Raw genomic sequence first — 17,873 nt, 5'->3', positions numbered from 1 at the left:
CCCGCTTGTCGGCTCTCCGAAAAAGGTGAATCCATGAAGACAGCGCGAGCGGCCTGGCGCCGACTCGAGCCCGTACACGCCATGATCTACTTCGCCCCCGAGGCAAGGCGACGGTACGCGGACCTCGGACTGAGCGGACGGGCCGGGTACTTCGCCTCCCGGAGCGCCGCCTTCGGCCGAGCATCCGCTGAGCTGGTCATCTCGACCTTCTACAACTTCAACCCCGGTTTCGTGCGGAAGGCGGTCGACGGGGTCTGGGACGCGGCGACGCCGCAGCAGGTGCTGGACGCGCGGCACGCCGCCGCGAGCGAGGCCCTGCGACGGGCCGGGATCCACGAGCTGCCCGCTCTGGACGAGGTCATCGCGCTGACCCGCCGAGCCGCCGAGGCGGCCTGCGAACGGGCGCAGGGCCGCGCGCTGTTCGCCGCGCACGCCGCGCTGCCCTGGCCGGAGGAACCGGTACTGCAGCTGTGGCATGCCCAGACGCTGCTCCGGGAGTTCCGTGGAGACGGCCATGTCGCGTGCTTGCTGAGCGAGGGCCTCGGGGGCTTGGAGGCCCTGGTTATGCACGCCGCCACCCGTGAGGTTCCCGTCGACTTCCTCAAGGCAAGCCGCGCATGGCCCGAGGAGGAGTGGGCCGCCACCGAGGAGCGCCTGCGCACGCGGGGTCTCCTCGACGGCGACTCCCTCAGCGCGGAAGGCGTACGCCTGCGCCAGCACATCGAGGACAGCACCGACCGCCTGGCCCTTCCCGCCTACGCCGTCCTGGGTGACGCCGACTGCGAACGCCTCGCCGAACTCGCGAGTCCCTTCGGCCGCGCCGTCGTGGAAGCCGGTCTCATGAAGCTCGGCTGACAGGGCCTGGCGCCTGAACTGCTCGAACTGGAGCGCCATTGCTCGTGGGCCGTGGCCGCCCCGGCGCCGACAACGCCGGCTGAGGTGGTTCCTCAAGAAGGGCACCACCTCAGCCGGCGTGCAGCGCCAGTACTGCGGCACCGTCGGCCGCACCGAGCACTGAGTGAGTACGTCACCGATGCGGCTGAGCGAGCAAGCGGCCGGTGTGGTACTGGATGGCCGCCTCGCCCTTGCCGGTGCGCGCCAAGGAGGGCCACCCCGTTGGCCCTTGGGGCGTATCTCGGTCACACCCGATTCGTGCGGTGCGTACTTGCCGCTTCGTCGCCGAGTCCGAGATCCTCGCCAGATGATCAGGCGGGGCCGTCCAGACTGACGTAGCAAGTGTAATTGCTCTTGGGGTCGCTCGACGGAACTCCGTTGTATCCGCCTTCCCAACCGCCACCGGACTCCGGGAATCCTGTGTACGCCTCCTTCTCGGTTCCGCCGACCCAGAAGTGGGCCTCCCGACTGTTGTCGACGTCGGAGTCCAGCACGCACGAGAAGTTGTTCTTGCACCAGAATTTCCCGCTCGGCTGTCCCGTGGCGACGAACTCGACGTACCAGTAGTCGAATTCCTCCGAGCCGATCCCGGTCTGGTAGTGCCGGAGGAACGGTCCGGCGCTGTCCCCGTTCTTGAGCAAGTCGATTTTGTACGTGTCGGATTCGACGCCGCTCTTGGAGGCGCTGAACTTCAGGACGACGTTTTGAAGATCCGCGCCCCACTCGTTGTAGAACCGTACATTAATGGTTCGGTCGGTTGACATGGAAATCTCCTCGGCCGGATTGGGCGTATCGAGAGGGAGCTGCAGAAAACACCGGCGCCCCCAGCCGGGCACTCCATATCAAGCCTATTGGGCCTGATGTACTCCCGCAAATGTTGCGGAGGTACCACTCGCGTCGCCGCATGCGCAGCGCGCCTGACAACAATTGGTGCATCGCCCGCAGCCGTATGTGGCGAACGTCGCGGTGCAGTGCCTGGGCGTGCCGTCGCTCTTGCCGGTCCCGCCGTCCGAGGTGATGGCGTTGCGGCCCGCCCCCGGCAGCGACGATCTGCCGGTGAGAGCGGACCGGGCCGCCGGTTCGACGGCGCGGACGTGAACTCGTGTGGCGCCGACTACGAATCGCCCGCACCAGCCGACGCCAGGACACCACCCCACCCTGAGTCTGACGACGCGCCACCGTTTCAGCACGCTCGCAGCCGGGCTCGGTCAGCCCGCGGGTCCGTCGAAGAAGCCGCCGCTGTCACCGTCCGGGCCCCGGTGGTGCTTGGCGTGCCTGTCCGCCCGGTACAGCGGCAGGGTGCCCTCCGGCAGCTCCACCTGCCGCCGGACGAACTCCACCATCTGCTCCGGCACATGCTCCAACGCCGGGCAACTCCCCATGAACTCATAGCCCCTTTGACGCGTGCCCGGGTCCCATCCCCTCGACCCCCGGCACCGACAGCCGTCCGGAACTGTCCCCACTGCGACCAGCCCGTCACGATTCGCCCTGCTCACCACCCAGGAAGCCGCCCGCCCCACGTTGATCAGGCGAGCAGGTCCAGCGGCTTTGAGTAGCCTCACTCTATGGCGGATCAACAGCAGTACGTGCGCTATCGGGAAGACTCAAAGGTGCTGGCAGCGATCGGGGCGCATGTCGATGCCCAGGTTGGGCGGGTCACCGTGCGACTGCCCAGAGCCGTGGCCGAGGCGGCGGTGGCCGCCTGGGACCGTGACGAGCTGGGCGGGCTCGGGGACGAGACCCATGAGCAGTACGCGCTTCGGGACCAGGCTGCGGAACTGGCGCTGATAGGCCTCGCGATCTCGCAACGCGGCCGTTGGGAAGACGAGGAACTCGTCATCGACCTGGATGTCGCCTCCGTGGGGGCGGCCTTGCGGGCGTCGCGGTAGTCAGGCTGTGACGGTCACCCGCTGGCCGCCCCAACGGATGCCCTTCTCCCTGCGGATGCGGGCGCCTTCCTTGCGTTGGGTGGTGAGTACATCGGGGTGGCGGGTGCCGGCGTGGCGCCAGCGCACGTAGCGGTGCAGGGCCTCGGTCTCTGCGGGATGGCTGCGGTGGGACAGTTGGCGATGGTGAACTGCCACAGCGGACCGAAGTGCGCCTCGATCGGGTTGGCCCAGGATGCGTAGGTCGGGGTCAAGCACATCTCGACCTTGTTCCTCTTCGCCCAGCGGCGGATGTCCGCGCCGGTGTGGGCGGCGAGGTTGTTCGTGGTCACCGAGGGCGTGCCCCGGCCGACGCCGGCCGGGGCCTCATTTTTGCGGACCCCGGCCGCGTGCTGAGCGCGCACGATCGTGGAGTCGACCGCATTGCCCAGTGCAGGTCCTCATCGGCGTCGGCCTGGGCCAAGCGCGGTGAACACCCGCTCTTCGGTGTCGTCGACGGCCCACCCCGACGACCAGCTGATCCAAAAGGAACTGCCCAGCCGCGCCGCCCTCCGCGACGTTCTGGTTACCGCCCGGCGTCCGCAGGCTGCCATCGCGTCAGCGGCTCTTCGACCTGCCAAGGAGTGGTGGAACCACACACCTGCCGGCCATCCGCCGGCCACCACCTGGCTGTCGCGCGCCCCTGGCTGCCCAGCGGGCCGGTGGACGGCGGTGCGGGCCCCACGGGATCCGCGCGGCGGCGGGGGGCGGCCGAGGCGGCTCAGTCCAGCAGCTCAGCGCTGCCGACCGGTTCGCGCCGCTCCTGTCCGTTGATGCGGTGCCTTTCGATGGACGAGCGCCGGTACACCTCCTGCCGCACCCGCTGGATCTCCCCGATGGGCCGGTGTTCCTCGCGTGATCGCCACGGCGTGATCGACGTGGCGTCGGCGGCCTCCAGGTTGTCGTTGCCGCCGATATCCTGGCGCGGGAGATCCACCCGGGCGACCGTCACCCAGGGGGACAGGTCCTCGGGCCACTTGACGGACGTGTTGTCCACCGGCATGCGGGCCAGATCGGTGTTGAGCTGGACCTGGAGCTCGAAGGAGTGGTCTCGCTCCGCGGCCTCGGCCACCAGGGTGCGGCGGAATGCCTCATTGTCCGCGCGCACGTCCACGATCTGGTGCGTGAGGGAGGCCAGGGACGCGGCGGTCGGCACCGTACGGATCTTGGCGATGTGGTCGCCGTACCGGAAGGCGCCCATGCTGTTGTAGCTGTACGACAGCAGGTTCCTGCGCGGGACACTGGTGAACGACAGCATGGCGAGCAGTTCGTCCCACAGCCAGTTCTCGGGATCGGTGAGCGTCTGCCGGCGGGTCAGGAACTCCGCCATCCAGGTCTTGCGGCGGCCTGGGTCCACCAGGGCCTCGGGCAATTCGGCGAACAAGTCCTCGATCACCATGTAGTCGTAGGCCGTGTTCGCGAAGAAGACATCGTTGTTGATCAGGTTGAGGTCGAAGGTGCCGCTGTCACGTTCATCGTCCAGCAGCGTGGGGCCGGCGACTCCGAACAGCTTGATGCCCATTCCGCACGCCGCGCCCAGCTGGTGGTCGGGGCGGAGGTGGCCCAAGCCGTTCGAGTAGCGGACGACGGCGTCGTACGCGGTCGGCCGGGCGAAGATTCCCTGCCCGTAGAAGCCGGGGTTGTCACCAACCGTGACGGTGGCCCTGAGGAGGCCGTAGGTCTTTCCGTGAGCAGTGCGGACAGCGCGGCCGACGGTCTCGCGCTCGACCGAGGCGCGAGTACGACGCGCCACCTGGGCAACGACTGCTTCCAACTCCTCCTGATAGGACGGGCGTTCGGTGGGACGGTAGTCCTCGTAGCGGACAGGATTCATGATGCCGCCTCCTTCTCGTGGGTGCTACCCACAGACGCTAGTACCCAACTTGATTGTGCACAACTTAACTGTGGGCAATAGCACGTTCCCGGCGCCGATCATCGGTGCCGGCTACTCGTTGGTGCCGGGGGGCGGGACGCGGGCCAGGGGGACGACGGGGCGGAAACCGACGGCTCCCACAAGCAGTCCAGTCGCTGTCTGACCCACCTCACAGGGAACCTGGCGTCCTGAGTCGGAGGTTCGTCCTTGGGTGGGTATGCGTCGCCCGGGTCCGAAGAAGATGCCGCCGGCCGTCGGGCCTTCCCTGCCCACGCCGGCGGCCTGAGGCCGGCCTTGGTCAGGGTTTGCGGCGGTGACGAGGAGCGCCGGCGCACTGCCCGGAACGCGGCCGCACGCTGAGCTGCAGGCCACGAGTCCTGGCCACGTCACCGGCATGATCCTCGACGACTGACCGCGCAGAGGAGCGAGAAGAGGAGCTGAGGCGCTGGAAGCAGCAACGGCGGCGGTCGCGGGCACCGCCGCGCCGGCGGTGCCCGCGGTGGCCAGAACGAGGGCACTGACGGCGATGCGGATACGCATCGAGGTTCCTGCAGAGCAGCGTTGATGGGTCTTGGTGGCAAGGTCAACTCTGCTGGCCATCAGCTGCCGTTGCCCATCCAAACTCTGAATCGGAACCCTGGGCCGCCCCTGAGACACGACCTGGTGCTGCAACCGGGAGCTTCGCCGAGTTCCTGGTCGTTGACGGGAACGGGAAGTGGCTCTGCGATGCCGAGGATGAACTCCTCCCCCGGTTGGATGTCGGCCGTCCACCCCAACGCCACGAGTTTGCCGGTCAGTTCCGCCGGATCACGGAAGCAGCCGGGACCTCGGAACATGGAAGAGCCAGAAGGCGAAGAACACGGTGACGAAGCGGCGCGGCGGTCGCCGATGCCCGGCACCTACGGCGACGCATCCACTGCGGTCACCGAGCGCGCCCGCGCGGCCAGCGCCCCGTCCACTGCCCCGTTCCGCAGGCCGGCTCGGTTTCTGAGCTGGGGAGCCCGGCCAGTGTCTCAGTCACCGGCTTCCCCTTTGCCGCTCGGTGAGCCACTACTGGTAGGAGAGGCGCTGATGCTGGCGGAAGGACTGGCGGTGGGCCTCGCGGAAGACGTTGCCGTCTGCGAGGGCGAGCTGGGGCGGCGGCTGCTGGAGGTGCGAGGGGTCGGCTTCGCCTTCACCGGTGGCGGCGCACTGGTGGTGACGGGAGGCCGAGAGACCGGTGACTTGCTGCGAGTCGCCGCCGGCGGAGGACGCCGTATCCCGTCACTGTTTCGGTCCCGGACGCCCTTTCGGGCTGGGTGCGTGGTCACACGCTCCGGTGAAGCCGACGAATCGGTGACGCGGACCCCGGGCTCCTCGGGGGATGACTGCTCCGGGATGGAGTCCGCTCGTGGGGCTGTCGACTCGGGAAGCACCGAGGCGGTGGCCAGGCCTCCGAAGATGGTGAAGGCGGCTGCGGCAAGGGACTGGACGGCATACTTCTTCAGCCGCGACGGACGGTCGTACCGGTCTGCCGGCAGGTCTTGCGAGGGAGTTGGTGACTCGGGGAGAGGGGACCCGGAGGAGCTCGGTGCCTCGCTGAAACGGATCTTCGGCATCGCCGTGTCGACGGCCGGAGCACCGTCTCTCCGATCACTCAGCTGTGCCATACCGGGGTCGTACGCCCCACACTCCGGGCAGGTTACGGCGCCGTTGAGCGTGCGGCTGCACGGGATGCAGTAGTCCATGAAGCGACCGTTCTCAGTCCTTGAATTGATGGGAGGGAAGGTGCACCCAAGCCGGGCAGCAGTCAGCGGTGAGGAGACGCCGCTTGGTCTGTCTCGGACCGATCTTTAACATGTGCGAACCTCACTTACCGATCTGCAGGTGGGTCACCGGTTACTGGGGTCAACGGGGCGGATCGAATGAGCGCTCGACCGCTGGCTGAAATGTGGGGTATGTAACTCTGCTGGAAGGGTCGTTGATGACCGGAGGGCGCGGCAGCCTCGACGTACGAGCCGACGGTCGCGGCTCGGTCCAAGCCGCGTGCTGCTCACTTCCCGCGGCTCCACATCCCTGCGCGAAGTGATTCTCTTCACTCCTGCGATGTCTTGGCGCAGGGTGGTCAGGCGGAGCAGAGTCCCACGGGCAGCAGCAACCGCGCCGCAGCCGCCACGAGTTGCCCGTGCGCGCCGGTTTGCGTGGCGGGACCTGCCGGATACCGGCCTGGTGACGGCCGCACTGGTGATCCTGGTGTTCGGTCTCACGGGGTGGCGTGCCGCGGTGGGTGGCCGGGCCGGCCTTGCCCCCACGGGTCGTCCACGCCGACCTCAGTCCGGCCAGCCCGTCCACCGCCCTGGTCACGCAGCGCGCCCCCAGGCGTGGGCATCCGGGCCAGGGGGGTCGGACGGCGCGGCCGCACGGCCCGGCACCTTCCGGCCCTCCATCGGTGACGGGGGAAGTGCTGTTCCTCAGGGGCAGTTGACTGCCGTGTCCCCCGTGTCGCGGTTGCAGGTGTCGAAGCTGAGGCCGCCGTCGAGGTTGTCGTTGAAGACCACGTTGTCCACGGCGTTGAGGGTGTCGTTGCCTTCGCCACCGTTGTGCGTGTCGTTCCCGCTGCCTCCGGTGAGGGTGTCGTTGCCCTGGTCTCCGTTGAGTGTGTCGTTGCCGTCGTCGCCATTGAGGGTGTCGTTGCCGGCATTGCCGTTGATGGTGTCGTTGCCGGCCAGTCCGGAAATGGTGTCGTTGCCGGGCCCGCCGTTGATGGTGTCGTTGCCCGGGGTGGCACGCAGGGCGCTGGATGCGGGGTCGTCACCGATGAGCCGGTCTGCCCGGGGGCCGCCGTTGAGGTGGTCGTCACCCGCACCGCCGACCACCGTCCCGGCAGCATCCAGGTTCGGAGAGATGGTGACGTCGTCGTCGGCGTCCTTGGCATTGACCTGGATCACCGCGACGGGCAGCGGGCACTCCGCCGTGTGCGTCGAGGTCAGCTGACAAGGAGCGGCAGCGGATACGGTGTCCCCCGCGTCGGTGACCACGACAACGTTGCCCTGCCGTCGGATGGTGATGTCGTTCGCCACACCATCTTCGGCCGTGACGACAAGGGTGCTGCCCACCTGCTCGACGACCGTCGTGTCGGCGAGTGTTCCGGCGGCGGGCACCATACCGACCGCAGGGGAGGCACCGACCACCGGGGCGCAGAGGAGTGCGCCGACCGCCACCACCATGGTGCTGATACGCCGTGCTGCCATCGGTCCCCGCCCTTGCTGTCGTCTCGTCGTGTAGCTGCTCCCGGGGTGTCGCTCATGCACGCTCATCAGGGGCACCCGCTGACGGCGTCGCCGAGGTCGGCGCGGCAGTCGTCCACATCGGCACCGCCTTCGACGTAGTCGTTGCCGCTGACGTTGTCCACGGCGTCGATCGTGTCCCGACCACTGCCGCCGTCGGCGTAGTCGTTGCCGGCACCGGCAACGATCTGCTCGTTGCCGGTGCCACCGTCGATCACGTCGTTGCCCGAACTGCCGTTGATGACGTCCGAGCCGCTGCGTCCTTCGATGGAGTCATTGCCGGCGCCGCCGAAGATCCTGTCCGCGTCGGCTCCCCCGGTCAGGGTGTCGTTGCCTGCGCCGCCGGAGAGGAAGTCGGAACCCTCGTCGCCTTCGAGGGTGTCGTTGGCGGACCCGCCGTAGAGATTGTCGTCGCCCGCGCCACCGATCAGCGTGACACCGAGGTTCCCCAGCGAGGAGGTGACGTTGTCGTTCTGGTCACCGGCGTTGACCACGAGTTCAGTGGTGTCGGCGGCCGTGCAGGCGACTTCCGTCGTACTGATTGCGGTGCAGCCGCCGGACGCTGCGACGGTGTCTCCGGTGTCCCTGACCGTGATGCTGTTGCCGGTCTGCCCCACGGTGATGCTGTTGCCCCGCCCCACCCCGGCAGTGACGGTGATGGTGGTGCCGGTCTTGTTCACCAGCGTCGTGGCGAGAATCCCTGCCGGCCGAGCGGCGGGAGCCGCGGCGGATGCGTCCGTGAAGTACAGAACGAAACCACACACCGTGGCCAGAAGCGCGACGGTGCGATGGACACTTCTTCTCATGACCTGCCCCCTCAAATGGGAACCAATGGATTGGATCTCACGACCGGGCGTATTGCTCTCCGGGGTGACGGCCTGTGTGCGGCCAGGGGCCGGCACCCTCTTCCTTCCATCACCGGACCGACCGCGAGCAGCAGTTCTTGCCGACCGCATCGCATGGTCGGAGGACCGAGTCGGGCTCGAAGGGTCGGTCGCCACGGGGTGGGAGCGGTCATGCCATGGGCGAAAGCGATGAACGTGCGGGATAGTCCCTCCGGGCCCGGCATCTGAATGCCCTTGCCGGCCTTCACCGGTCCTCGACCATGGCCCTCCCCTCAACCCCCATCTCCGCCTCACCTCGGCCGGTGTCACTGGGCGGTCTGGGCACCCCGAGCATGCCGGGACGGGAAGCCGCACTGAAGACGAATTACCGCCAATGCCGAATTCTTTTCTCCGCGCGTGGATCGCCGTCCTCATCGGGCTGGATCGATCACCTCGAGCATGACAAGCAGCGGGGCTTTGTCAGTTGAGAGCGTGTAATTCACGGTTCATCCGTACCACATTGAATTACTGCCTGGCCCGGGTGAACCCAGCGCAGTTGATGTGGAACGCCTGTTGAGCCGGGGGGCCTGGCGGAGCCCTGCGGGACATCAGGCGGCCGTCTCGTCGAAGCGGATGGTGATCTTCGGAGGCTACTCGATTCTTCTCCAAGCAGCGCTGGATGAGGCATTGGGGCTGCACTGACGTGCGTTGAAGGCCGGTGGCCGTCCATCGAGCCGAGCCGCGCCACGGAGACGAACCATGCTGTCAGCCCGTTCCGGGATGACAGCGCGGATACCGCACACCGCAGGCCACCTGGATGCGAATCTCCGCCGTAACCCCGCCTCAGGCGGGCAGCGGGGACAGCAGGACGGGCCGCGCCTTCCCACCTGGCGGGTATCCCGAACACCCTGTCGGGTGTGACGCGACATGGACCACACGTCGTACCCGGTTCGCCCAGTGGTGGCCCCGCGGTTCCTCCTACCAGTTCGCGGCCCACCCCGCCATCCCGGCTGCCAGCAATCCCTGTGATCACCCCGGTGGGGTGCCGGTGAGCGCGATGCGGACGGCGGCGAGTAGTTGGTCGTCGCTTGCCCCTAGACGGCGGCTGGTGGTGACGTATGTGTGGGCGGCCTGGGCGAGTTGTGAATCTGGGGCATTGGCATGGTCTGAGGTGACGCGGGTGCCTGCCCCACGCCGAGTGCGGACCAGGTTGGCGGTCTCCAGTTCCCGGTACGCGCGGGCGACCGTGCCGATGGCCAGCCCGAGATCCGCTGCGAGCTGCCGTACGGTCGGCAGCCGGTCATTCTCGGTCAGGTAGCCGCCGAGGATGAGGTCGGCCAGTTGGACACGCACCTGCTCATAAGGGGGGACAGCGCTGGCTGTGTCCACACGGACGGTCAGCGGTTTCACGCGACAGCCCTCCGCGGTAGGGGCAGACGCCTGAGCCTGACGAAGAGATAGGCGAGCACGGTCGACGAGCCGGCGACCAGCGTATACGCGGCAACCTTGGAGGGCATCAGCCACGGGCTGGTGCACGAGGACATTGTCAAGGCGGAGAGATTGTCGAGGAGGTAGGCGGTGACTACGGCGGAACTGAGCAGTGATGACGCCACCAGGCAACCCCATGCCAAGGTCACTGCCTCGGCCGAGGCCGTGCGCAGGGCGTTGTCCACCGCGTCTTGAGCCGGTTCGGCGGAAAGCACGGGCCGGGTTGCGATCTCCCGGACGACGAGCAGGCATGCGCCCGCTCCGCCTACGACGGAGACGAACATGACCACGGCTGTGGGCAGGTTCGGCCACATGGGCATGGAGAGGAGGATGTTCGAGCAGAAGCGGAGAGATCCGCCCGTCTTGGTCGTGTGGGAGGAGGTCACGATGGCGGCGACGGTGAGCAGCGCTGTCAGGGCCAGGACGAGCGCGCCGAGCAGGGGCCCGTATCGGCGCGGTAGGTAGTCCCCCACACGGCGAGGCATCAGCAGCGCTGTGCGCATCGCCCCGTCCGGGCGTGGGACGCGAAGTTCACCGACCAGGACGCTGGCAAGGATGCACGCGCCGAAGACCGGGCCCGCCAGCCAATAGCTCCATCGATCGGGGTTGAAGGGGAAATGGAGCCCGGCAGCGGCAGCCAGCCCCAGCACCACGCCCCTCTGCTGCCATCTCCCGACGCATTGCTGGTGGCGCCGGAGTGCGCCGGTGAGTTGGCTCTCTCTGTCTCTACGGCGCCCGGGAAGCAGGAGCGCCAGCAGCCCGACGGCGAACGGGGCCACCACGAAAAAGAGTAGGAGCACCAGACCTCCAGCAGTTGTACCAATGGCATGGCGCAATCTGTCACTCCGGCGGTCGATGTGTCAACTATTTGATACAAGCGCGGCGGCGAGGCGCTGCATGCAGCGGACGGCACCGTCGCCTTCGACGCTGCGGACATGTAAGCGGGCCCGGGCGTCGAGTCGGCCGGGCAGATGCTCGGCGAGGACCGGAGCGAGCAGCATCGCCGGCAGGGCGACGTCGGCGGGGACACCGTGACCGATGGCGAACAGGCCGACGATGGTGGACGCCGAAGGCGAAGAGGTCGTCGACGGTCCCTGGGCCGCTGCCGGCGCCTCCGGGACGGCCTCGCCTGCCGCCTCCACCGCAGCACCGGGCTTTCCCGACAGCCCCTCGGCTGCCTGGTTGTTCTGAGCAGCAGTCGCTTGACCCATCTCGCGATCGCGGGTGGGGGCTGCGATCGCCGGGGCGGGAGCGGCCGCACCGGCCTGGGGAGCCTGCGCCTCCTCGGCCGGGGGTCGACGCCCTGTTGCTGACGACCTGGGCAGCGGCTCCCGAGACTTTGCTGTGGGGGCGTAGTCCAAGACGGGGCGCCCTCCGGAGTCGGTCGCGTTCGCCCATGCGGTGACCGCTGTCAGCAATGTTTCCGGGGCGACCCTCGCGAGGTCCTCTTCCCGGATGGTGACAGCTCGGGCGTTCCCCTCTTCGTTCGCGGCAGTGAGCCCAAGCATGAGCGATGCGTCTGGGGTCCCGGCCTGGTCGACCATGGCGTAGATCGGACGGCCGTGGATGTGAGCGAGCAGCTCGATGCCTGCGTTGCCGCCAGCCAGGTGGGTCCTCGCCTGGACGAGCAGGCGGGGCGCGGCCTCCTCGGCGTCCATGATGACCTCGCCGGGACGTGCCGTCGGGGTAGCCGTCCAGGTCCACCAGGCCCGTCAGCTCGGCGACCTCCGCGCCGGTGCGCAGGGAGCCGTCCTGCTCCAGCGCGGGATGCCAGACGTGCTCGGGCAGGGCGCGGATCGCGCGGCGGACCGGTTCGGTGACGGGATAGCCGACCGAGAAGAAGGTGTGGATGCCGCGGGAGCGCAGGGCGCGTATGTGGTGCAGGAATGCCTTGGCGCCTCCGGCGCTGTCGGTGCGGATGAGGATGGGGGTGGGGGTGCCGTGGCGGTGGGCGTCGGGGATCTGGACCAGGGCCTGCTCGAGGACGGCGATGTGATCAACGGCGGTGTTGGCCCCGGCGTGCCCGGCCGCAGTACTCCGGCCAGGGCTTCTCCGGTGTTGTCCAGGATGCACAGCAGCGGGTGGTGGCCGAAGCCGCGTTTACAGGTGGCAGCCGCATGCTCCTTCTCGGGGTGGCAGGTGATCGGGGTGGCGTCGATGTTTCAGGACCAGGCCCGCAAGATCGCGTCCGCCCGCGTGGGCCGCGGGTATCCCAGGGCCGGTGTCGGCGGCTTGCATGCAGGCGACTTCGCGGGCGGTGGCACGAGCCGCCCGCAGTGCCGCGAGGGCGGCAGGATCGATGCCGGCCAGCAGCCGCCAGGCGGTCGGAGTGGAAGCCACCGGACCGAACACCTCGGCCTGATCGCGCAGGAGAGCCAGGTCCGCGATGGCCTCGCCGCCGTCTGCGAGCATCACCGCCAGCTCCACCGCGATCCTGCCCGGACTGTGTCCCGTCCCGCGTGTCCGCAGTCGGCGCAGCGCGTTGGTGAACGCGACGGTCAGGCTTGGTGGCATCGGCGAGATCGGCCAGCAGACGGGACCCGCATGGCTGACCACCCCGCGTCCGTCGGACGAGACGACGAGCTTGGGGCGCGCCCCGGTAGTGTGCAAGCAGAAAGTGCCTTCCTGCTGGAACGACGCAGACCTTAGACAAGCCTCATCGTCCCGGCTCAGAAGGCGCTTTCGCGTTCCCGCTCAAGATCCGGACACCGTGGCAAGTGAAACGCGCAGGTTAGCCCACGGGCAGGGCATTGACGGGCAGCAGCGCAAACACCGCAGACCTGCCTGGACATGCACAGCTCTCCCGGGCGGAGCGAGTTGACTGGTCTACACCCTTGACTGGTACAGACCAACGCGGTTGAGTGTGCCTCCACACCCCCCACCACGGCCGCGCCCACGCCGTGGCCGGTCCGACCGGCACGTGCGCACAAGGCCCGGCTTCGCGCTGCCCTTGCCCGGGTGCGGCCGTGCTGCGCAAAGGAGTTGATCCTGTGTCGAGACGCCGCATCTCCGCCGTGGTCACCGCACTCCTCCTCGGAAGCACCGTGCCTGTCCTGCTGCCGGCTGCGGACGCGTCCGCAGCCGCCTGTTCGACCTACCCGAGCTGGGTCGCCGGAAGGCCGTACACAACCGGCGACATCGTGCGTTACACCGATGGCAAGGCCTACATCGCCGAACACGACAACCCCGGCTACGACCCGACCATCAGCACCTGGTACTGGGAGCCCTACGCCTGCGACAGCGGCTCCGGCACCTCCGTCGGCACCTTCGTGGTGAGCGAGGCCCAGTTCAACCAGATGTTCCCGAGCCGGAATTCCTTCTACACCTACAGCGGCCTCACCGCCGCTCTCAGCGCCTACCCCGCCTTCGCGAACACCGGCAGCGACACGGTCAGGAAGCAGGAGGCCGCGGCCTTCCTCGCCAACGTCAGCCACGAGACCGGCGGTCTCGTGTACGTGGTCGAGCAGAACACCGCCAACTACCCGCACTACTGCGACTGGAGCCAGCCGTACGGCTGCCCGGCCGGCCAGGCGGCCTACTACGGGCGCGGCCCCATCCAGCTCAGTTGGAACTTCAACTACAAGGCCGCGGGCGACGCGCTCGGCATCGACCTCCTCAACAACCCGTGGCTGGTGCAGAACGACGCCGCCGTGGCCTGGAAGACAGCCCTCTGGTACTGGAACACCCAGACCGGGCCCGGCACCATGACGCCGCACAACGCCATGGTCAACGGCGCCGGCTTCGGCCAGACGATCCGCAGCATCAACGGCTCCCTCGAGTGCGACGGCAAGAACCCAGCGCAGGTACAGAGCCGCGTGGACGCCTACCAGCGGTTCGCGCAGATCCTGGGGACGTCACCCGGCGGCAATCTCTACTGCTGATCGCCGTGCACGAGTCCATAAGGTGAGTGCGCGGCTCACCAGGCGTGGGCCAGACCTCGGTCACTGTTCCGGCCTGAAGCACATCACGGACGCAGACAACTGCACCGGCAACAACAGCTCCTCAAACAGCGACACGAGGACCCTCGCCCGGCAGGGCCGCCTCATGAAGCAGCACCGCCCGGTGGTTCACACTCGAAGCAGGAGCGGGGCTGGCATGGCCGGTGCTGTCGATGGACCACCAGCGCATCCTGCAGGCCCTCGCCGATCGGGGTTGGCTCGGTCAACGACCGCTGACGGCCAGGAGATGGCCACCGCCTCGGTATGGGCCTGGTGCTGGCACGGATGGAAGCGCTGCGGTCGTAGGCGTCGGCGGGCACACCGTCCGGTCGTCACATGAGTGCGGCAGGACAGGAAACCAAGGAGGCTCCTGCGCCAACGGGTTGAGACTTCGAACACCTCCCGTAACGGCGCAGGAGCCTCGCGCGTTGGGTACCCGGTCACCGTCACCTGCGATCAGTTGCCATCCTGAAATGGCTCACCGCTAAGGATCCGCGTGGCAGGTCCAGCTGCTGCCGGGTGCCGGACGGGGAGCCCCGGTCGGTGTTGATGCTGTTGGTTGCCGTATCGAAGCTGCGCGGGTGTCCGATGAACCGGTCCGGGGTGTGGGCGTTGGGCACCCCGGGACGGGACGCGGCTCGCGCCCCGGACGCCGTGCGTGGGCCACCTGCGGGCCGCCGGTAGTTGGACCCGGTGATCACATGAACAGGCGCGGGGCTCCTTTGCGTTGATCGTGTTGTCAGTCCCCTCTGTCATCATCCCGCCATGTTGTACGACGCCTTGGTGGCCGAATCCCGTAGGAACGACTCGCTCGACGACGTGAGGTCCGCCGCGCTCCACCGCGTCCGCTGGCTCGTCGACCTCCTGGAACGTCAGCGGACCGAGCTCCGTCGGTCCATGGGGAACGTGCACCGGCGATTCAGGGCGGAGGGCGCGGCGACCCGGGCCGAGATCGACGGGCGGCTCGCGGCCTGCGTGGACGAGGAGGGCAGGGCCGCGGTCCTGTGCCTCATGCTGGCAGCCTGCTTCGACGATACGCGCTTGTGGCAGTACCACACCGAGATCGGGCCCCTGATCTCGCGGGTGCGCGGCTGGACGCCGGACGAGGTGGCGGTGATGCTGCGCCGGGCCACCGAGTACGACATGGGCTCCTGGTTCGCCCGTTCACTGGGGCTGGTGCTGAACGCCGCCGAACAGCTCGGCGCCGACGGCCGCCGTGCGGTCATGCCCTGGCTGCGGCACGCACACGCCAACCTCATGGCCATCACTGTCGAGGCGCGCCTGCGCGCCTCGCTCGCCCAGCGCCTCCGCGCGCTGCTCGCGAGCGCGGACGAGGCGTACATCCCCGAGGGACTGATCCCCGCCGACGCTCCCTGGGCCGCCCCGCTGTGCGACCGCGCGAAGACCTCCCCGACACCGGAACTGGCCGGCTTTGTGCGGCACTTGGTGAGCCTGTCGGGGCCGCGTCCCTCGCAGAGGTGGCGACGGAGGTGCCTCGAACTCGCGGACGCGGCGTCGGCGCGGGACCTCGTGGCCGACGTCCTGCGGGCACTGGCCGGGGGCGATCCGCTGTGCAGCAGGGGAAGCGGTGCGCACACCGGCTGGCTCCACGACGGTTACCACTACCACTACGTCGTCCACCAGAACGACGGTGACCTGGCGCGCGGCATCGTCTGGGCGGCCGCGTTGACCGGCGACCCGACCGTGGTGCAGCACCTCGCCGCGCTCGCCCTGCGCTCCGGCGGCCTCGGAACCGGCGTGATCGCGGACCTCAAGCTCGCGGGCGCAGCGATCAACGCGCTGGCCGAGACCGGCGATCCGGCCTCTCTGGAAGCCCTGTGGCGGTTGCAAACCCAGGTCAAGCACCGGGCTCTGCGCAAGCAGCTCGGCACCGCGCTGGTGACGGCAGCCGGGAAGCAGGGCATCACGGCGGGGCAGCTCATCGAGCGCAGCGTGCCGGACCACGGACTGGCGCCCGACGGCAGGCTGGAACGGGAGTTGGGCGGATACCGGGTACGGGTGGCGATCGAGGGAGCGGCGACCGTGCGGCTCACCTTCACACGCCCCGACGGGGGGACGTCCCGCACGGCTCCGGCGGCAGTGAAGGACGGCTTCCCGGACGAGCTCCAGGAGCTGAAGACCCTGGCCAAGAAGGTGCGGGGGACACTGTCGGGTGAGCGGGCCCGCATCGAGGCGCTGATGTCGGCCGGGCGTGAGTGGCCGTACGACGAGTGGTGCCGCTACTACCGCGACCATCCGGTCACCGGGGTTCTCGTCCGCGGCCTGATCTGGGAGTTCCAGGAAGCGGACGGCGAGTGGCGTGCGGTGGCGCCGATGGCCGAGCCGCCCGGCCGGGCCGAGCGCGTCCGGTTGTGGCATCCGATCCGGGCGTCGACGGACGACATCAGCACGTGGCGGGAGCGGCTCGTCGCCGAGCGGCTGCGGCAGCCGTTCAAACAGGCCTTCCGGGAGATCTACGTGCTCACCCCGGCGGAGGAGGAGACCGCCGTCTACTCCAACCGGTTCGCCGCCCACATCGTCCATTACCGGCAGCTCTACGCGCTGTTCAAGGAACGCGGCTGGCAGGCCAACTTCCTCGGCCGGTACGACGGCGGCTACGACGGGAAGGCGCGAGCCGAGTTCGGCGACGGCGAGTGGCGGGCCTGCTTCCACCACGAGCCCGCCGCGGACGACGACGGCGGCTACGCGCCCGAGCACGCCGCGACGGACCAGGTCCGCTTCGAGCGGCGGGACGGCCGGCGGTGGCGGGAGGTTCCGCTGGCGGAGGTGCCCCCGCTGGTGTTCAGCGAGGCGATGCGGGACGTCGATCTGTTCGTGGGCGTGACGTCGATCGCCGCCGATCCCGACTGGACCGACCGGGGCGAGGACCGCTATGCCGGGTACTGGCGGACGGCAACGTTCGGTGCGCTGACGGCGAGCGCCGAGGTCCGCCGCGAGGCACTGGAGCGGATCCTGCCGCGCCTGAAGATCGCCGGCCGGTGCACGCTCGACGGCCGCTTCCTGCTGGTCCGCGGGGACCTGGGCACGTACAAGATCCATCTGGGCTCGGCCAACATCCTGATGGAGCCCGACGACGCCTACCTGTGCATCGTCCCGTCGCGCGGCAAGGGCGACGGCACGGCGTTCCTGCCGTTCGAGGACGACCGGCTCTCCCTGATCCTCAGCAAGGCATTCCTGCTCGCAGCCGACACCAAGATCACCGACGAGTCCATCCTCACACAGATCAAGCGAGGTGCCTGATGGCCACCGTGACATTCCGGGACGAGACCGCGACGGGCAAGCCGGTCACCGAGTGGGAGGTCACCGGGCTGCCCGACCGGATGACCGTACGGGAGCTGATCAGGCTCCGGGTCCGCGAGGAGGTCGCCCGGCACAACGCCCGCCCGAGCAACCGCTTCAACGGCCTCATCCGCCCCGACGACGCCGAGACCGAACTGAACGGCTATCGACTCCGCGAGCCCCGCCGCATCGACTGGGAGCGCCAGGCCGAGATCGCCGAGCGCGCCTTCCTGGCCAACGGGTTCTTCGTACTGGCCGGCGATCGCCAGGTCGAGGACCTCGACGAAGTCGTGGAGCTCACCGCCGATTCCGACCTGGTCTTCATCAAGCTGGTCGCCCTCGTCGGCGGCTGAGAGACCGGCACG

The 17,873-nt window shown here is 68.7% G+C and carries 13 protein-coding genes and 2 pseudogenes; 5 read left to right on the top strand and 10 right to left on the bottom strand.

Going from position 1 to position 17,873, the window contains the following annotated elements; translation table 11 throughout:
* Nucleotides 1-33 precede the first annotated feature (33 nt).
* On the top strand, nucleotides 34-855 hold the full coding sequence (locus tag ACIBBH_RS16840) for a hypothetical protein (RefSeq protein WP_399405192.1): 822 nt from the start codon (nucleotides 34-36) through the stop codon (nucleotides 853-855).
* A 350-nt stretch (nucleotides 856-1,205) separates the two neighbouring features.
* Here ACIBBH_RS16840 and ACIBBH_RS16835 read toward each other — a convergent pair whose 3' ends face one another.
* Both ACIBBH_RS16835 and ACIBBH_RS16830 read right to left on the bottom strand, forming a co-directional pair.
* A complete protein-coding gene (locus ACIBBH_RS16835) occupies nucleotides 1,206-1,658 on the bottom strand; it encodes a hypothetical protein (RefSeq protein ID WP_399405191.1) in 453 nt (150 codons plus the stop codon).
* 444 nt (nucleotides 1,659-2,102) lie between these two features.
* Complete coding sequence (locus ACIBBH_RS16830) at nucleotides 2,103-2,258, bottom strand: hypothetical protein (RefSeq protein ID WP_399405189.1); 156 nt, start codon at nucleotides 2,256-2,258, stop codon at nucleotides 2,103-2,105.
* A 201-nt stretch (nucleotides 2,259-2,459) separates the two neighbouring features.
* Here ACIBBH_RS16830 and ACIBBH_RS16825 point away from each other — a divergent pair, with 201 nt between their 5' ends.
* The gene (locus ACIBBH_RS16825; protein ID WP_399405188.1) at nucleotides 2,460-2,783 is read left to right on the top strand and encodes a hypothetical protein; all 324 of its coding nucleotides are present in this window, start codon (nucleotides 2,460-2,462) and stop codon (nucleotides 2,781-2,783) included.
* Here the strand turns inward: ACIBBH_RS16825 and ACIBBH_RS16820 are convergent.
* The 8 genes and pseudogenes from ACIBBH_RS16820 to ACIBBH_RS16785 form a co-directional block, all read right to left on the bottom strand.
* Nucleotides 2,784-3,112 (bottom strand): annotated as a pseudogene (locus ACIBBH_RS16820) (IS630 family transposase); the annotation flags it as partial.
* A 428-nt stretch (nucleotides 3,113-3,540) separates the two neighbouring features.
* Nucleotides 3,541-4,653: a catalase family protein gene (locus ACIBBH_RS16815; RefSeq protein ID WP_399405186.1), complete on the bottom strand. Its 1,113-nt coding sequence runs from the start codon at nucleotides 4,651-4,653 to the stop codon at nucleotides 3,541-3,543.
* A 2,489-nt stretch (nucleotides 4,654-7,142) separates the two neighbouring features.
* Nucleotides 7,143-7,922: a calcium-binding protein gene (locus ACIBBH_RS16810; RefSeq protein WP_399405184.1), complete on the bottom strand. Its 780-nt coding sequence runs from the start codon at nucleotides 7,920-7,922 to the stop codon at nucleotides 7,143-7,145.
* Nucleotides 7,923-7,987: 65 nt separating this feature from the next.
* A complete protein-coding gene (locus ACIBBH_RS16805) occupies nucleotides 7,988-8,860 on the bottom strand; it encodes a calcium-binding protein (RefSeq protein WP_399405182.1) in 873 nt (290 codons plus the stop codon).
* Nucleotides 8,861-9,811: 951 nt separating this feature from the next.
* Complete coding sequence (locus ACIBBH_RS16800) at nucleotides 9,812-10,135, bottom strand: GntR family transcriptional regulator (protein ID WP_399405180.1); 324 nt, start codon at nucleotides 10,133-10,135, stop codon at nucleotides 9,812-9,814.
* 53 nt (nucleotides 10,136-10,188) lie between these two features.
* Complete coding sequence (locus ACIBBH_RS16795; protein WP_399405178.1) at nucleotides 10,189-10,923, bottom strand: hypothetical protein; 735 nt, start codon at nucleotides 10,921-10,923, stop codon at nucleotides 10,189-10,191.
* Between the two features lie 207 nt (nucleotides 10,924-11,130).
* The gene (locus ACIBBH_RS16790) at nucleotides 11,131-11,928 is read right to left on the bottom strand and encodes a hypothetical protein (RefSeq protein WP_399405176.1); all 798 of its coding nucleotides are present in this window, start codon (nucleotides 11,926-11,928) and stop codon (nucleotides 11,131-11,133) included.
* A 16-nt stretch (nucleotides 11,929-11,944) separates the two neighbouring features.
* A pseudogene (locus ACIBBH_RS16785) lies at nucleotides 11,945-12,943 on the bottom strand (transposase); the annotation flags it as partial.
* A gap of 317 nt (nucleotides 12,944-13,260) precedes the next feature.
* On the opposite strand from ACIBBH_RS16785, the gene ACIBBH_RS16780 reads away from it, so the two are divergent.
* From ACIBBH_RS16780 to ACIBBH_RS16770, 3 genes are all read left to right on the top strand, one after another.
* The gene (locus tag ACIBBH_RS16780) at nucleotides 13,261-14,151 is read left to right on the top strand and encodes a glycoside hydrolase family 19 protein (RefSeq protein ID WP_399405174.1); all 891 of its coding nucleotides are present in this window, start codon (nucleotides 13,261-13,263) and stop codon (nucleotides 14,149-14,151) included.
* Nucleotides 14,152-14,973: 822 nt separating this feature from the next.
* Nucleotides 14,974-17,469: a DUF4132 domain-containing protein gene (locus tag ACIBBH_RS16775; protein WP_399405172.1), complete on the top strand. Its 2,496-nt coding sequence runs from the start codon at nucleotides 14,974-14,976 to the stop codon at nucleotides 17,467-17,469.
* Nucleotides 17,469-17,861, top strand: a complete 393-nt coding sequence (locus tag ACIBBH_RS16770) for a hypothetical protein (protein ID WP_399405170.1) — start codon at nucleotides 17,469-17,471, stop codon at nucleotides 17,859-17,861. Before ACIBBH_RS16775 ends, ACIBBH_RS16770 begins: the two co-directional genes overlap by 1 nt.
* Nucleotides 17,862-17,873 lie beyond the last annotated feature (12 nt).

The sequence above is a fragment of the Streptomyces sp. NPDC051636 genome (assembly GCF_044453765.1).
Lineage (GTDB): Bacteria > Actinomycetota > Actinomycetes > Streptomycetales > Streptomycetaceae > Streptomyces.
This window is presented reverse-complemented; position numbering and strand designations above follow the sequence as displayed.

Bases quoted from the DNA above. Each gene is read 5' to 3' on its own strand.
- ACIBBH_RS16840 (WP_399405192.1), top strand. From the start codon at position 34: ATGAAGACAGCGCGAGCGGCCTGGCGCCGACTCGAGCCCGTACACGCC.
- ACIBBH_RS16835 (WP_399405191.1), bottom strand. From the start codon at position 1,658: ATGTCAACCGACCGAACCATTAATGTACGGTTCTACAACGAGTGGGGC.
- ACIBBH_RS16825 (WP_399405188.1), top strand. From the start codon at position 2,460: ATGGCGGATCAACAGCAGTACGTGCGCTATCGGGAAGACTCAAAGGTG.
- ACIBBH_RS16815 (WP_399405186.1), bottom strand. From the start codon at position 4,653: ATGAATCCTGTCCGCTACGAGGACTACCGTCCCACCGAACGCCCGTCC.
- ACIBBH_RS16810 (WP_399405184.1), bottom strand. From the start codon at position 7,922: ATGGCAGCACGGCGTATCAGCACCATGGTGGTGGCGGTCGGCGCACTC.
- ACIBBH_RS16790 (WP_399405176.1), bottom strand. From the start codon at position 11,928: ATGGACGCCGAGGAGGCCGCGCCCCGCCTGCTCGTCCAGGCGAGGACC.
- ACIBBH_RS16775 (WP_399405172.1), top strand. From the start codon at position 14,974: ATGTTGTACGACGCCTTGGTGGCCGAATCCCGTAGGAACGACTCGCTC.
- ACIBBH_RS16770 (WP_399405170.1), top strand. From the start codon at position 17,469: ATGGCCACCGTGACATTCCGGGACGAGACCGCGACGGGCAAGCCGGTC.